The sequence below is a fragment of the Rhodococcus sp. I2R genome (assembly GCF_020889545.1).
Classification (GTDB): Bacteria; Actinomycetota; Actinomycetes; order Mycobacteriales; family Mycobacteriaceae; genus Rhodococcoides.
Window position 1 is genome coordinate 18,604 of record NZ_JAHUTG010000009.1, and the last position, 15,245, is coordinate 33,848.

A 15,245-nucleotide genomic window follows, 5' to 3' on the forward strand; every position below is an offset into this window, starting at 1 on the left:
GATACGGAGGACGTTGCCTCGGTCAGGAGGCCTCGTGCAGCTTTCGTGTGTCGGGCACGAGGGCCCACCACAGCGCGGCGGCGAGCATTATGGCGCCCGAGAGCACGAACGCCGTTCCGTACGTGTACACCTCGACGATTGCACCGGCAACCAGGGGACCCAGAATCGCGCCGACGTCGGCGGACATCTGGAAGGTGGACAGAACCGGACCGCCGCGAGCCTTCGAGCCGATGATGTCGGCGATGGACGCCTGCTGAGCGGGAGTCATCAACCCGGATCCGACGCCGGCGACGAACGAGGCGATCATGAACAGTGTGACGGTGTCGGTCAGGCCCAACGCGGCCATGCCAATACCAGAGACAACCAAACCGATGATGACGAAGGGTTTTCGGCCGCGCGCATCGGACAGCCGACCCGAGGTGATGAGAACCAGAGCATTTCCGACGGCAAAGATTGCCAGTGAAACTGCGGCAACTGCCGCGGAGCGATCCAGCACGGCGATGACGAACAAAGGGATCAACGCGACGCGTACGCCCATCACAACCCACCCCGTCGCGAAGTTCGATGCCAGCGCAGCTCGGTACGCGGGTACGCGAAGTGCCGATCGCAGCGTCAACACGGGCATCGACGAATCGCCACCGGCCTCGTGGTCTTCTATCGCGTCCAAACTGAAGTACACGACGGCCGCGGCGATCACCAGTGCGATTGCGTAGATGACGAACGGGGCGCGCAGTCCCAGTCCGACGACAGCGCCACCGAGCAGCGGCCCACCGATCGATCCGAGCAGAAAGCTCGTTGCGTACAGACCCGATACGCGACCGCGACTGTGGGCTGGACTCATTCGAATAAGTAGGCCGAGTGCCGAGACCGTGAACATCGTCGATCCGATTCCGCCGAGACCGCGGAACACCAGAAGCTGCCAGTAGGACTGAGCCAGCGCACACGCGCCGGTGGACAGCGCAACGATCAGAAGTCCGGAGAGGTATACCGGCCGCTCCCCGAGCTTCTGCACAAGAAGACCACTCGCAGGCGCGAACACCAACCGCATGCCCGCGAACGTGCTGATCACTGCCGACGCAGCGAACTCACCCACACCGAACTCGGTTGCAAACTGCGGCAGCGCGGGCGCGACGATTCCGAACCCGAGCGCAATGACGAAGCTTGCCGAAATCAGGACCCATATCTGGGACGGAAGGGAGTCGTCCTTGCGCTCGTCGGGTGAGTCCGTTCTCGTCACGACTTGTTCAAGGCCTGTGACACCACGTCTTTCGCAGCCGCCTGTACCTGGGCGAGATGTGTTGCCCCGAGGTAGGACTCGGCGTAGATCTTGTACACGTCCTCGGTTCCGGACGGGCGAGCAGCGAACCATGCATTCTCGGTGGTGACTTTGAGGCCTCCGATCGGGGCACCGTTGCCGGGCGCGGAAGTCAGGGTATCGATGATCTTCTCACCGGCCAGCTCAGTGGCGGTCACCTGTTCAGGGGACAGCTTTGCCAGGACGGCCTTTTCTTCTCTCGAGGCCGGCGCATCGATCCGCGCGTAGCTGGGGCTGCCGTACTTCGCCTCGAATTCGGCGTAGCGCTGCGAAGGGGTCACCCCCGTGACAGCGGCGATCTCGGAGGCCAGGAGGGCCATGATGATGCCGTCCTTGTCCGTGGTCCACACCCGTCCATCGGTTCGTAGGAACGATGCGCCCGCACTCTCCTCACCGCCGAAGCCGAGATCACCGTTCGACAACCCTGGTACGAACCATTTGAATCCGACGGGCACTTCGAGGAGTTGACGACCCAGACCGGCGACCACGCGGTCGATCATCGACGACGACACCAGGGTCTTGCCGACGCGGGTGGCGGGCGACCAACTCGGACGGTGGCCGAACAAATAATCGATCGCGACCGCCAGGTAGTGGTTGGGGTTCATCAGTGCACCGTCTGGGGTGACGATGCCGTGTCGATCGGCGTCTGCGTCGTTGCCGGTGGCGATGTCGTACGCAGTCCGCGAGTCGATCAGCGAGGCCATCGCGTTGGGTGACGAGCAGTCCATCCGAATCTTGCCGTCGGTGTCGAGCGTCATGAACCGGAACGTGGCATCGACGAGCGGATTGACCACTGTCAGATCGAGATTGTGCCGTTCGGCGATCGCATCCCAGTAGTCGACACTTGCGCCGCCGAGCGGGTCGGCACCGATTCGTATACCGGCTGCGCGGATGGCATCGAGATCGACAATGTTGGGCAGATCGTCGACGTAGGTGCCAAGGAAGTCGTACTTGTCCACCGACGAGTTCAGCGCGGCCGCCAGCGAGACCCTCTTGACGCCCGCGAGCCCGCCTTCGAGAAGCTCATTCGCGCGGTTGGCGATGATGGTGGTGACGTCGCTGTCGGCGGGGCCACCGTGCGGTGGATTGTATTTGAATCCGCCGTCGCGCGGCGGATTGTGCGACGGCGTCACGACGATCCCGTCGGCCTTGGCCGACGAACCGGAGGTGTTGTAGCGCAGGATCGCATGACTGACGGCCGGCGTCGGGGTGTATCTATCACCCGAGTCCACCAGCACCGTCACATCGTTCGCTGCGAGAACCTCGAGGGCAGTGGTCCACGCCGGTTCGGAGAGCGCATGCGTGTCGCGGCCGATGAACAACGGCCCGGTGATGCCCTGCGACGCGCGGTACTCGACGATGGCTTGCGTCGTGGCCAGAATGTGGCCCTCGTTGAATGCTGTGTCGAGGCTCGATCCACGATGCCCGGAGGTTCCGAAGGCCACGCGCTGATTCGGGTCGGACACATCAGGGGTACGTGTGTAGTACGCAGTGATCAGCTGCGCAACATCGACGAGATCCTCGGGTAGAGCAACCGTTCCTGCTCTCTCGTGCGCCACGACAGTCTCCTTCGTACTTGCCCGATACCAGCCGGGTTCAACACTAGTAGCCCGCTCGGACAACCGTCGGCGGGGCCGTTGGCGTTCGGCTCAGGAAAAGAAAAAGCCGGGCCGGCGAGCGTGTGCTCGTCGACCCGGCTTTCGGTGGAGCTGCCGGGAATCGAACCCGGGTCCTCCGCTGCATTGCCAGGGCTTCTCCGTGTGCAGTCTGCTATGCCTCTACTTGGATCTCCTGATCTCGCAAACAAGCCAGGATGACGATCCCAGCCACTGTTGGATGTTCCTCATCACTCCGTGGCCAAGTGAATCGGTAAGCCCTCTAGCTGATGCCAGTACCCGGACCGAGGGCAAGTCCGGACTGACAGACACGCAGTCGCTACTTAGGCAGCGAGGGCGTAGTCGCGCTGATTGGAATCGGCGCTTATATGTTTGCGATGACGCTTACGGTGGTCTCTCGCCTGCACCGACACGCTTCCCCTGACTCAACATACAAAGTCGAAACCGTTCAGCCCCGTATGTCCCCGACACTTTGCCGGGGTCCATCAGTGTAACGCGTGAACCCACGAGAATCATCCCGGTATTCGCCCGACGTACCTATGACCGGTCCACTTCAGCCACGACCGCCTGCAATGTTCGGCCGGCCAGCACCTTTCGCACCGGAAGAGATCCGTACCAGGCCGCGTGTCCGGCCAGGCCTCGCGGAAAGAAATATGTGCGTTGCTCGAGCCGCGTACCACCGCCAGCCGAGGTCGCGGAGTACAGCAACCAGGCGTTGCCGGGCAGAACACCAGTCGACCTCAGACGGATGTCGCTCGAGTCCTGCTCACTATCGGAATCATCGATCTTCCACCCCTTTGTTGCACCCGATTCGACGGCGGCGCGCAGGCGCGGACGTATCACCTCCGGGCCGCTACCGAGGTAGACGCTTCGCACGTCCGTGTAGACCACCTCGCCCGCCCAGTCCGGATCAGAAGGGAGCGGGTCCGATGGCGCGGACACCACCACGGACCACGTCGTCTTCGGCTCACCGTCGTCGACCGCGCGCAGCGCAAGGCGCACCGACTCACGGTACGACGTCAAGTCACCCTCCGGGCGCGCAATCACGTCGTCGATACCGGTTTCGTGTGCGACGGCGTCGTACTGCAGCGATTCGATGAGCGGCATGGCCAAGCCGCGAGGTATCGGCGTCACGAGACCGATCCAGTGCCCGGCCAAGCGCGGTGTGAGTACTGGGAGCACCACCATCCGGCGTGGCCGCAAGCCTGCCACGCCTGCGTAGATGTTCATCATCTCGCCGTACTCCATGACGTCCGGTCCGCCCACGTCGTACGTCCGACTTTCGGGCAGGTCCGCGGTGGCGGCCTCGATCAGATAGTGCAGGATGTCTCGAACTGCGATCGGCTGGATCTTGTTGTGCACCCACTTCGGCGTCGTCATCACCGGTAGGCGGTTCGTCAGATGGCGAATCATCTCGAACGACGCCGAACCCGCGCCGATCACCACACCAGCCTGCAGCACGAACGTCGGTACATCGGATTCGATGAGAATCCGTCCTACCTCGGCGCGAGATTCGAGATGCTCGGACAGCTCTCCGGTTTCGGGGTGCAGTCCGCCCAGGTAGACAATCCGCGACACTCCCGCCTCGGCGGCGACGGCCGCGACGTTCTCTGCGCTGATCCGCTCGACCTCGGCGAAATCGTTCTTTCCAGGCGAACCCATCGAATGCACCAGGTAGTACACGACATCGACGTCGGCGAATGCCTTTTTCAGAGAGTCACGATCACCGAGGTCACCCTGAGCGATTTCGACGTTCTCCGCCCAGGGAACGCCATCGAGTTTGCTCGGCGTGCGCGCCAGCACTCGCACGGTGAAGCCCGCGTCGACCAGTCGGGGCGCGAGGCGGCCACCCAGATATCCCGTCGCTCCGGTAACGAGCACGCGAGACGGGACGGCGGTCTTGTCGGCGTTCGCGGTGTTGTCGGCGTTCATGACGCTGCATTACCCCGTCGGTCGCCGATTCAACCTGCGGTCAGCGCATCCCCTTGATTCGACGGCCGAGCTCGCGAGTCACCTCGCGCTCGGCGGTGCGCCGAGCAAGATCCTGACGCTTGTCGAAATCCTGTTTGCCCTTGGCCAGTGCGAGTTCGACCTTGACCTTGCCGTCCGAGAAATACATCGACAGAGGGACGAGTGTGAGCGACCCTTCCTTGGTCTTGCCGACCAGTCGTTCGATTTCTCGCTTGTGCAGCAACAGCTTTCGATTGCGCCGCGGGGCGTGGTTGGTCCAGCTGCCTTGTGTGTACTCGGGAATATGCAACCCGCGCAGCCAGATTTCACCGTTATCGACGGTAGCGAAGGCGTCGGCGAGAGATGCTTTTCCGTCTCGCAGACTCTTCACTTCGGTGCCGACAAGTGCGATTCCTGCCTCGTAGACATCGAGGATCGAGTAGTTGTGTCGCGCCTTTCGATTGGTCGCGATTGCCTTCCGGCCCTTTTCTTTCACTTCAGGGCCCTTTCTCGAGCGCTGGTTATCGGGTGCACGCGTGTTCTCGTGCACAACCGTTCCAGCATAGAACCGCCGCGCAACCGAGTTTGTTCCGGAGTGACGCTCGCGTTCGTCTTACTCGCGCACATACAGTCGCAGAGTTATGTACGCCGTGATCGCGGCCATACCGATTCCGACCAGCGCGAGGAACGGCGATACGAGCAGGACGTCACTGTTGGATATTCGCGCCAGAATGTTCGCCTCGTACACATCGGACAGCACGTCGTCGATGAACAGGTTCTTGGCGGTGAACAGTCCGGCGATAGCCAGTGCTGATCCGACGATGGCGGCGACCACCGCCTCCAACAGGAACGGTAGCTGGGTGTACCACCTGGTGGCCCCGACCAGCCGCATGATTCCTACCTCGGTACGTCTTGTGAACGCAGCTATCTGCACCATGTTGGCAATGAGCAGTACCGCAGCGACTGCCTGCACGATCGCGATGGCGAATGCGGCATTGCGCACCCCGTTGAGGACACTGAACAGTCGTTCGACAAGATCGCGCTGGTTGAGCACACTCTGCACTCCCGGACGAGCGCCGAAGTTGTCGTTGATGACGCCGAAGCGCTCGGGGTCGCTGAGTCTGACCTTGAACGAAGCAGGGAAGCTGTCCGCGCTGACCAGCTCGGCGAGCTCGGGTTGATCGCGGAAGACGCGCTCGGTGGCGTCGCGCACTGCGTCATCGCGATTGAGATACTGCACCGATACGACCGCGGGGGTCTGTTCGAGGTCGGTACGCAGCGTCCGGCAGGTGTCCTCGGCGCACTGCGGGTCGTTCGCCGAGATGTCGTCGGTGAGAAAGATTTGCACCTCGACGCGGTCGAGGAAGATCTGCTGGGTCTTGCCGGCCATCTGAACCACGAGCAGGCCGCCGCCGAACAGACCGAGCGAAATGGCGGTGGTGAGAATCATCGCGATGGTCATGGTGATGTTGCGACGAAGCCCGGTGAGGACTTCGCTGGAGATGAAACTTGCGCGCATCGGAGTATCCGGGCCCTTCGGTGTCTACGGTCGAGCAGGTGGCGGTCGATCGTGGCGGGCAAGTGAGGAGCCCGCAGCGACGACCCGGAGGTTCTACCGGCCGACGCCGTACACCCCGCGGGCCTCGTCGCGGACGACTCGGCCGTTGTCGAGTTCGATCACCCGTCGGCGCATCGAGTCGACGATGTGGTTGTCGTGGGTGGCCATCAGCACCGTCGTTCCCGTCCTGTTGATGCGCTCGAGCAGCATCATGATGTCCTGGCTGGTGTCGGGGTCGAGATTCCCGGTCGGTTCGTCGGCGAGCAGTACCAGGGGTCGGTTGACGAAGGCGCGCGCGATGGCCACGCGCTGCTGTTCGCCGCCCGACAACTCGGTGGGCAGACGGTCGGACTTTCCACCGAGTCCCACGAGGTCGAGCACCTCCGGAACCGTCCGCTTGATCATCGATCGAGGCTTGCCGATCACTTCGAGGGCAAAGGCGACGTTCTCGACGACTGTCTTCTGCTGCAGGAGCCGAAAGTCCTGGAAGACACATCCCATGCTCTGCCGGAGTTTCGGTACCCGCCTCGACGGCAGGCGGTTGACATGGAAGTCCGCGATGTGGATGTCGCCGGACGTGGGCGTCTCTTCCTTGAGCAGCAGACGCATGAACGTCGACTTGCCGGAACCGGACGGACCGATGAGAAAGACGAACTCCCCCTTGTCCACCGAGATCGTCACATCGTCCAGAGCGGGCCTGGTCGACGTCTTGTACGACTTGGAGACATTCGAGGTGCTGATCACGGGTCGCCAGTGTAGCCCTTGCCGACCGACGGCCGGCCTGCATGCGGGTGTGTCGCAGAATCGGTCTACGAAGTCGCGGCGGCGCTGGGTTGGGTCGGTATCACCGAGCGCAGCTGCGGGGGAATCGGTACACCGGGCAGCAGTGTCGGTTCTTCCGAGGGGACGGTGCCACTCTCGGTCGGCGAGAACCCCGACTCACCGGACTCGGTACCTGCGTCCGGACTCTCCTCTACCGACGGGGTCACCGACAGTGGCGTCGTTGTCATCACGGATTCCGGCGTTCGAACATCTTCGGGAGCGGTCGTCTCCGGGGGCGGGCTCACTGTTCCCGGCGGATCAGGTCGCACCTGGCCGTAGAGGAGGGCTGTGAGGACGAAGCAGATTCCGAGCGCGACGGTGGAGGTTCGGATCCTGCCGCGAATGCGGGCGGGGATCATCCACCTGCGTTCAGGCCGATCGGGGTCGGATTCGTGTTCGACCGATTCGCGTTCGCTCACAACGGTGTCCGCCCTTCACCTGATGCGGAATCCGGGGTGGGCGGTGCTGTGGACACGCCGGGGCTGACGGAGATGCCCTCGGGCTGCAGCGCAGCGGCTATCCGGACACGCAAACTGCTGCCGACCTCGAACTGCTTGCCCGGGAGCGTTCGCGCGACTATACGCACGTTGACCTGGTCGACCTCGATGCTTTCGACACCCATGACTGTCGGCTCGTCGAGCAGTAGCGGACGTAGCTTGGCGTCGTTGAACGCGTCGTGGCCGATGCCCTTGAGAATCTCGTTGACCCGATTCAGGTCAGTCGTCGCCAGGACCGGCACGTCGACGACGGCGCGCGCCCAATCCTTGGACAGGTTGATGGACTTGACGATCTGACCGTTGGGGACGGTGATGACTTCGCCGTTGGCACTTCGAACCCGGGTGACACGCAGCGTGACGTCCTCGACGGTGCCCTCTGCGTCCTCGGCCGATCCGAGCACGGCGATGTGGACGACGTCTCCGAATCCGTACTGGCGTTCGGTGATGATGAAGAATCCGGCGAGGATGTCCTGCACCACACGTTGCGCGCCGAAGCCCAGAGCGGCGCCGAGCACTGCTGCGGGGGCTACGAGGCCGCTAGCAGAGAAACCGAATCTGCGGAGCACTTCGATTGTGACGAGCACGTAGATGATGGTGACGGCAACCCAGGTGATCACCTGGGCCAGCGCGTGGCGGTGTTTGGCTGCTTCGGTCCGCACGAGCGCGTCACTGTGCTGGTAGTTGTTGTCGATTCGGGTGGTGATCTTCTCACCGATATAGCTGATGAAACGCGCGATGAGCATGCCGCCGAGGATGTACAGCACGATCTCGAGGCCACTGCCGCGGAGCCAGTCCCCGAGGTCTCCGGAGAATCCCAAGTTCAGTGCCATCGTCATGGGCGGGCTACTCGTCCCCGCGCATGCGCCAGCGAATTCCGGCTTCGAGGAAACCGTCGATGTCGCCATCGAGCACGGTCGAGGGATTGTTGACCTCGAACTCCGTCCGCAGATCCTTGACCATCTGATACGGATGCAGCACGTACGAGCGCATCTGGTTGCCCCACGAGCTGCCACCGTCGCCCTTGAGCGCATCCATCTCGGCGCGCTCTTCCTTGCGCTTGACCTCGAGCAGTTTCGCCTGCAGAACGCGCATTGCGGAAACCTTGTTCTGCAGCTGCGACTTCTCGTTCTGACACGTCACGACGATGCCTGTCGGAATATGGGTGAGCCGGACGGCGGAGTCGGTGGTGTTGACCGACTGGCCACCTGGGCCGCTCGAACGGTAGACGTCGACGCGGATGTCACCTTCGGGAATGTCGATGTGGTCGGTCGTCTCGACCACCGGTAGCACCTCGACCTCGGCGAACGAGGTTTGGCGACGCCCCTGATTGTCGAACGGGCTGATTCGCACCAGCCTGTGGGTGCCCTGTTCTACCGACAAGGTGCCGTACGTATAGGGAGCCTTGACGGCGAAGGTGGCGCTCTTGATGCCGGCTTCCTCGGCGTAGGAGGTGTCGTAGACCTCGACGCTGTAGCCGTGCTTCTCAGCCCAGCGGATGTACATGCGCATGAGCATCTCGGCCCAGTCCGCGGCGTCGATGCCCCCGGCACCGGAACGTATGTTCACCAGGGCGTCGCGCTGGTCGTACTCACCGGACAACAATGTCCGCACCTCCGCCGCAGCGATGTCCACGCGCAGGGACGCCCGCTCTGCATCGGCGTCGGCCAGAGCAGAGTCAGCGGCGTCGCCCTCCTCCCCCTCGGCGAGTTCGTAGAGCACCGGCATGTCCTCGAGACGCTGCCGAAGTTCTTCGACACGCCGCAGTTCGGCCTGCGAGTGCGAGAGCTGACTGGTGACCTGCTGCGCATGTTCCTGGTCGTTCCACAGATCCGGCGACGCCGCCTGATGTTCGAGCTCGTCGATTCGACGACGCAGCTCTTCGACGTCGAGCACCGACTCGATGGTGGAGAGGGTGATGTCGAGTTCGTTCAGGTCTGCGGATACGTCAGGATGCACAAGAGACAAGGTTACCGGCATCGGCGTCGTCGGATTCACCGCAGTCGATCACCTGGTCCTGCGGGCGCCTGGTCATTTGCCGGCGCCTAGTCTTGCGGGCGTGACCGACCGTACTGCCGACCTGCAGCTCGCACTCGCCATTGCCGACCACGCCGACGCGATCACGCGGAGTCGATTTCTCGCGCTGGATCTGAAAGTCGACGACAAACCCGACCTGACGCCCGTGTCCGACGCCGATCTCGCGGTCGAGGAGAAGATTCGGTCAGTTCTCGCCGCAGAAAGACCCTCGGACGCAATTCTCGGTGAAGAATTCGGCGGCGACGTCGTGCTCAGCGGTCGCCAATGGGTGCTCGACCCCATCGACGGCACCAAGAACTTCGTCCGCGGCGTCCCGATCTGGGCAACTCTCGTCGCACTGCTCGACGACGGTATTCCAGTGGTCGGCGTCATCAGCGCGCCTGCCCTCGACCGGCGCTGGTGGGCCGCGGAGTCGACAGGTGCATGGACCTCCCACGGGGGCGGCTCTCCCCGATCGATCTCGACATCGTCGGTCCGCGAACTTTCGGCATCGAGCCTGAGTTTCGCGAGCCTCTCGGGTTGGAAGGAGCGCGGTATCCGGGATCGGTTCGTGGACCTGACCGACGAGGTCTGGCGAGTGCGAGGCTACGGCGACTTCTTCTCGTACTGCTTGCTCGCGGAGGGCACCCTCGACATCGCTGCCGAACCCGAGGTGTCTCTGTGGGATCTGGCACCGCTGGACGTGCTGGTCCGCGAAGCCGGCGGCGCGTTCACCTCACTCGAGGGCGAAGCGGGACCGCACGGCGGGAGCGCGCTGGCGACCAACGGCTTGCTGCACGAGCAGGTCTTGGAGCGGCTTCGCCGCTTGTGAGCGGAAATACGTGCTCCGCTATGTATTTCCGCGCACATGCGGCGGAGCCGCGTGTGGACCTTACTCGGGAGTAGACAGCTAACTTACTCCGGAGTAAGATTGATCGCGTCCGAGACCGACACCGAGAAACAGCTGGTGATCATGAGCAAGCAAGACAATGTGATCGACACGAAGCGCACTGCGCCTCGCGACACATCCGCGGTTGGCCTCAATCCGTTCAAGCGCGATGCCATGGGCACCGCCATGCGCGTTCTCACGGCCATCACCGGATCCGAACTAGCCGAGAAGTACAACTTCCGGCAGACAGTCGACCGGGTGACCTACGAGAGCACCAAGACAGGGTTCAAGACCCTGGGCGCAGCAACGCGCACGTTCTCGAAGGTGACCGGGGGCGGCAAGCCGAAGCGGCTCGACGATGCAGCGGTCAAGCATCTCGATTACTTCGACCTGACTCCCGACGACGAACAGCGCATGATCGTCGAAACCGTCAAGGAATTCGCCGAGGAGATCATCCGCCCGGCCGCCCACGACGCCGATGCCGCAGCATCCTCGCCAGACGATCTGGTTCGCCGGTCCGCCGAACTCGGAATCACGTTCATCAACGTGCCCGAGGAACTCGACGGTGCTGCCAGCGAACGCGGAGCCGTCACCAACGCCCTCGTGGCCGAGGCACTCGCCCACGGCGACATGGGACTGGCACTGCCGATCCTCGCGCCGAGCGGGGTTGCCGTCGCCCTGACGCAATGGGGTTCCGACGCGCAGCAGAAGACGTACCTTCCGGCATTCGTCGGCGAGAAGGTCCCCGGTGCCGCGGTCGTCGTCAACGAGCCTCGCGCGCTGTTCGACCCGTTCGCGCTGCAGACGAAGGCAGTCCGATCACCCAGCGGCTTCAAGCTCAACGGCGTCAAGAGCGTCGTGCCGGCAGCGAGTAGCTCCGAGCTGTTCATCGTCGCGGCCGAACTCGAGGGTCGTCCGGCGTTCTTCATCGTCGAGTCCGACACCAAGGGTCTCGTCGTCGAGGCCGACCCGAGCATGGGTCTGCGCGCGGCAGGCCTCGGCCGTCTCGTCCTCACCGATGTCGCTGTTCCCGAATCGGCACTCCTCGGCGACGGCGACGCCGACCAGCGCGCCCTGGACTACACGGACGCCATCAGCCTGGCTCGCCTCGGCTGGTCGGCCCTTGCAGTCGGCACCAGCCAAGCTGTGCTCGACTACGTGATTCCGTACGTCAACGACCGCGAGGCATTCGGCGAGCCGATCAGCAACCGTCAGGCAGTGGCGTTCATGGTCGCGAACATTGCAATCGAACTCGACGGTCTGCGCCTGGTGACCCTCCGTGGCGCCTCGCGGGCGGAGCAAGGTCTGTCCTTTACCCGTGAGGCCGCGCTCGCGCGACGTCTCGCGTCGGAGAAGGGCATGCAGATCGGATCGGATGGTGTCCAGTTGCTCGGAGGACACGGCTTCACCAAGGAACATCCCGTAGAGCGCTGGTACCGCGACCTCCGTGCCGTCGGTGTCGCCGAGGGCATCGTCCTCATCTGATTCGCGCCCACATCACAGTCGAGAAGTCGAACCAAGGACACAAACGATGATCAATCTCGAATTACCCAAGAAGCTCAGGGCGCAGGCGAATCAGGCTCACCAGGTAGCGGCCGAAATTTTTCGCCCAATCTCGCGCAAGTACGACCTCGCCGAGCACGAGTACCCGGTCGAGCTCGACACCATGGCCTCGATGGTCGAGGGAATGTCCGATGCCGGCGGTGAGATCGGTGGCGCAGCCGGTGGCCGCGAAAAGGACAGCGAAAGCGCCAAACCTAGCAAAACCGCCAATGCCAACGGCGGCAACATGTCCGCTCTGGTCAACGTCATCGAGACGTGCTGGGGCGATGTCGGGCTGACCCTGTCGATTCCGTACCAGGGTCTCGGCAACTCTGCCATCGCGGCAGTGTCCACCGACGAGCAGCTCGATCGTTTCGGCAAGGTGTGGGCATCCATGGCCATCACGGAGCCGAGCTTCGGCTCCGATTCCGCGGCTGTCACCACAACAGCCGTTCTCGACGGCGACGAGTGGGTCCTCAACGGCGAGAAGATCTTTGTTACCGCCGGTGAACGTTCGACCCACATCGTGGTTTGGGCCAGCGTGGACAAGTCTCTTGGTCGCGCCGCAATCAAGTCTTTCGTGGTTCCGCGCGATGCCCCTGGACTGTCGGTGGCGCGCCTGGAACACAAACTCGGCATCAAGGCCTCCGACACCGCTACGCTCCTGCTCGAAGACTGCCGAATCCCGAAGGACAACCTGCTGGGCAGCGCGGAGGTGAACGCCGAAAAGGGGTTCGCCGGCGTCATGCAGACGTTCGACAACACCCGTCCGCTGGTGGCCGGTATGGCAATCGGTGTAGCGCGTGCTGCACTGGAAGAGTTGCGGTCGATCCTCGACGAGGCCGGCGTGCAAATCTCTTACACAGCGCCCGCATACAACCAGCACGCCGCCGCCGCCGAGTTCCTGCGTCTGGAAGCAGACTGGGAAGCGGCGCACCTGTTGGCGCTTCGCGCGGCGTGGATGGCCGACAACAAGGAACCCAACTCGTTGCAGGCGTCCATGGCGAAGGCCAAGGCAGGGCGTTCGGCCACCGACATCACGCTCAAGGCCGTCGAGCTCGCCGGCAATTACGGATACTCCGAGCGCCTTCTACTCGAGAAGTGGAGCCGTGACTCCAAGATCCTCGACATCTTCGAGGGCACCCAGCAGATCCAGCAGCTCATCGTTGCTCGTCGCGTCCTGGGTAAGACCTCGGCCGAACTGAAATAGTATTCGGCTCGATCTGAACGAGCATCAGCGTGAACCCGTGGTCGTAACATCCGACCACGGGTTTTCGTGCTCCTCGAACTATTTCTGCCAGTCTGTCGAAAACGTCGGGTCCCGTTCGTCGTCATCATGTAAGACAACCCATGAGCGAGACGAGGAGCCAACATGAAATACATGCTGCTGATCAATGCACCGAGTGCCGACTTCGACAACGGGTGCGTGGTCGAGGACTGGGTGCGGTTCGGTGCGGAAATGAAGGATGCCGGTGTCTGGGTGAGCGGGCACGCGCTCGCCGACCTCACCACGGCCACCAGCGTTGCTGTCGATGCCGACGGGCAGCGAAGCATCACCGACGGTCCCTTGGCCGAGACACGCGAGGTACTCGGAGGTTTCGAGGTCATCGACGTTCCCGATCTCGACGCCGCGCTCGACTGGGCCGCGCGATGCCCCGGCTCGCGCGGGGGTGGGTCAGTGGTGGTCCGACCCATCGCAGAGTTCTGACCACGCCGAGTTCTGACCACGCCGACTTCTGACCACGCCGACTTCTGACGGAAGGGGCCATCCCGAATGACACCGACCTCGCTGGAACAGGTGTTCCGGGAGGAACATGGTCTCCTGCTGGCGACTCTGGTACGGCGCTACGGTGATCTCGACTTCGCCGAGGATGTGACCTCCGAGGCCATCGAGGCGGCGCTGAAGCACTGGCCTACTGAGGGTGTCCCGACCAAACCCGGCGCCTGGCTGCTCACCACAGCCCGGCGGCGGGCCGTCGATCGACTCCGCCGTGATCAGGCCTACGCTGCGAAACTCGCAGTGCTGCAAGTCGAGCAGGATCGAACCGATCCTGCGGCCTCCGGCGATGCCGCAGGTTCAGAATTCCCGGACGAGCGTCTGCACCTGTTCTTCACGTGTGCCCATCCTGCGCTCGACGCCGACGACCGAGTCGCCATCACGCTGCGCTGTCTGGCACAGCTGACGACGACTGAGGTTGCACGCGCGTTCGTGATATCGCCGGCTACTGCAGGGCAGCGGATCTCGCGTGCCAAGCGGAAGATCCGGGAGGCGAGAATCCCCTTCCGGGCGCCGGATCCCGACGAGCTTCCGCAGCGAGTGCCGGGCGTGCTCCAGGTCGTGTATTCGATCTTCACCGAGGGATATGCGGCATCGTCGGGCAGCGACCTGGTCCGCCGAGATCTCGCAGAGGAGGCGATCCGACTGGGACGGGTGCTGCGCGCTCTGCTTCCGACTCATCGGGAGACGTCGGGGCTACTGGCACTGATGCTGCTGACGCACGCACGTCACGCGGCACGAGTCGGCGTCGACGGCGATCTCCGGTTGCTGGCCGACCAGGATCGCGCACTGTGGGATCACGAGATGATCGCAGAGGGCAATGCGCTCGTTGTCGAATCGTTGACCGGTGGCGCGCAAGGCCCCTACGGAGTACACGCCGCCATTGCAGCACTGCACGACGAGGCCGACACGCCCGAGGAAACGGACTGGCCCCAGATCGTCGCACTCTACGGCGTGCTGGAAACGCTGTCGCCGTCGCCGATCGTCTCCCTCGGCCGTTCGGTCGCCATCGCTATGCGTGACGGACCGGAAGCCGGGCTGTCGCTGCTTGCGTCCATGGCGAACGACCCAATGATGCGGGGATATCACCCGTACTTCGTCGCTCGCGGCGATCTGCTCCGACGAATGGGACGCAGCGCGGAGGCAGCGCAGGACTTTCGGACCGCCGCCGGTCTCGCCGGATCGGATCCGGAGCGAGAATACTACCGGCGACGTGCCGCCGACGCAGAGGCTGACGCCGAGAGGTCCTGACCTTGATGGAAGCAG

General features: G+C 63.4%; 14 protein-coding genes and 1 other RNA gene. 5 read left to right on the forward strand and 10 right to left on the reverse strand.

What is annotated here, in order from left to right:
• Positions 1 to 22 precede the first annotated feature (22 nt).
• From KVY23_RS11130 to prfB, 10 genes are all read right to left on the reverse strand, one after another.
• Complete coding sequence (locus KVY23_RS11130; protein WP_230556452.1) at positions 23 to 1,237, reverse strand: MFS transporter; 1,215 nt, start codon at positions 1,235 to 1,237, stop codon at positions 23 to 25.
• Positions 1,234 to 2,874: a phosphoglucomutase (alpha-D-glucose-1,6-bisphosphate-dependent) gene (gene pgm, locus KVY23_RS11135; RefSeq protein WP_230556453.1), complete on the reverse strand. Its 1,641-nt coding sequence runs from the start codon at positions 2,872 to 2,874 to the stop codon at positions 1,234 to 1,236. Before pgm ends, KVY23_RS11130 begins: the two co-directional genes overlap by 4 nt.
• Positions 2,875 to 3,016: 142 nt before the next feature.
• Positions 3,017 to 3,387, reverse strand: a transfer-messenger RNA (tmRNA) gene (gene ssrA / locus KVY23_RS11140).
• Between the two features lie 81 nt (positions 3,388 to 3,468).
• Positions 3,469 to 4,863: an NAD(P)H-binding protein gene (locus KVY23_RS11145; protein WP_206511222.1), complete on the reverse strand. Its 1,395-nt coding sequence runs from the start codon at positions 4,861 to 4,863 to the stop codon at positions 3,469 to 3,471.
• Positions 4,864 to 4,903: 40 nt separating this feature from the next.
• Positions 4,904 to 5,377 carry an SsrA-binding protein SmpB gene (gene smpB / locus KVY23_RS11150; protein WP_075840244.1) on the reverse strand — a complete coding sequence of 158 codons (474 nt, stop codon included), beginning with the start codon at positions 5,375 to 5,377 and terminating at the stop codon, positions 4,904 to 4,906.
• Positions 5,378 to 5,494: 117 nt separating this feature from the next.
• Positions 5,495 to 6,400 (reverse strand): permease-like cell division protein FtsX, encoded by a 906-nt coding sequence (gene ftsX / locus KVY23_RS11155; RefSeq protein WP_206511223.1) that lies wholly within the window; start codon positions 6,398 to 6,400, stop codon positions 5,495 to 5,497.
• A gap of 93 nt (positions 6,401 to 6,493) precedes the next feature.
• Positions 6,494 to 7,183 (reverse strand): cell division ATP-binding protein FtsE, encoded by a 690-nt coding sequence (ftsE, locus tag KVY23_RS11160; protein WP_206511224.1) that lies wholly within the window; start codon positions 7,181 to 7,183, stop codon positions 6,494 to 6,496.
• A gap of 65 nt (positions 7,184 to 7,248) precedes the next feature.
• Positions 7,249 to 7,680 carry a hypothetical protein gene (locus KVY23_RS11165; protein WP_230556454.1) on the reverse strand — a complete coding sequence of 144 codons (432 nt, stop codon included), beginning with the start codon at positions 7,678 to 7,680 and terminating at the stop codon, positions 7,249 to 7,251.
• A complete protein-coding gene (locus KVY23_RS11170; RefSeq protein WP_230556455.1) occupies positions 7,677 to 8,594 on the reverse strand; it encodes a mechanosensitive ion channel family protein in 918 nt (305 codons plus the stop codon). Before KVY23_RS11170 ends, KVY23_RS11165 begins: the two co-directional genes overlap by 4 nt.
• A gap of 7 nt (positions 8,595 to 8,601) precedes the next feature.
• On the reverse strand, positions 8,602 to 9,714 hold the full coding sequence (gene prfB / locus KVY23_RS11175) for a peptide chain release factor 2 (protein WP_230556456.1): 1,113 nt from the start codon (positions 9,712 to 9,714) through the stop codon (positions 8,602 to 8,604).
• Between the two features lie 100 nt (positions 9,715 to 9,814).
• On the opposite strand from prfB, the gene hisN reads away from it, so the two are divergent.
• The 5 genes from hisN (at position 9,815) to KVY23_RS11200 (ending at position 15,230) form a co-directional block, all read left to right on the forward strand.
• Entirely contained in the window at positions 9,815 to 10,603 is a 789-nt protein-coding gene (gene hisN, locus KVY23_RS11180; protein WP_230556457.1) for a histidinol-phosphatase, read from the forward strand.
• Positions 10,604 to 10,738: 135 nt separating this feature from the next.
• Positions 10,739 to 12,145, forward strand: coding sequence for an acyl-CoA dehydrogenase family protein (locus tag KVY23_RS11185; protein WP_230556581.1), 1,407 nt, complete (start codon positions 10,739 to 10,741; stop codon positions 12,143 to 12,145).
• A 46-nt stretch (positions 12,146 to 12,191) separates the two neighbouring features.
• Positions 12,192 to 13,412 carry an acyl-CoA dehydrogenase family protein gene (locus KVY23_RS11190; protein WP_230556458.1) on the forward strand — a complete coding sequence of 407 codons (1,221 nt, stop codon included), beginning with the start codon at positions 12,192 to 12,194 and terminating at the stop codon, positions 13,410 to 13,412.
• Positions 13,413 to 13,574: 162 nt separating this feature from the next.
• Positions 13,575 to 13,910: a YciI family protein gene (locus KVY23_RS11195; RefSeq protein ID WP_206511228.1), complete on the forward strand. Its 336-nt coding sequence runs from the start codon at positions 13,575 to 13,577 to the stop codon at positions 13,908 to 13,910.
• A 66-nt stretch (positions 13,911 to 13,976) separates the two neighbouring features.
• Positions 13,977 to 15,230, forward strand: a complete 1,254-nt coding sequence (locus KVY23_RS11200; RefSeq protein ID WP_230556459.1) for an RNA polymerase sigma factor — start codon at positions 13,977 to 13,979, stop codon at positions 15,228 to 15,230.
• Positions 15,231 to 15,245 lie beyond the last annotated feature (15 nt).

Bases quoted from the DNA above. Each gene is read 5' to 3' on its own strand.
- KVY23_RS11200 (WP_230556459.1), top strand. From the start codon at position 13,977: ATGACACCGACCTCGCTGGAACAGGTGTTCCGGGAGGAACATGGTCTC.
- KVY23_RS11145 (WP_206511222.1), bottom strand. From the start codon at position 4,863: ATGAACGCCGACAACACCGCGAACGCCGACAAGACCGCCGTCCCGTCT.
- KVY23_RS11195 (WP_206511228.1), top strand. From the start codon at position 13,575: ATGAAATACATGCTGCTGATCAATGCACCGAGTGCCGACTTCGACAAC.
- KVY23_RS11170 (WP_230556455.1), bottom strand. From the start codon at position 8,594: ATGACGATGGCACTGAACTTGGGATTCTCCGGAGACCTCGGGGACTGG.
- ftsX (WP_206511223.1), bottom strand. From the start codon at position 6,400: ATGCGCGCAAGTTTCATCTCCAGCGAAGTCCTCACCGGGCTTCGTCGC.
- KVY23_RS11190 (WP_230556458.1), top strand. From the start codon at position 12,192: ATGATCAATCTCGAATTACCCAAGAAGCTCAGGGCGCAGGCGAATCAG.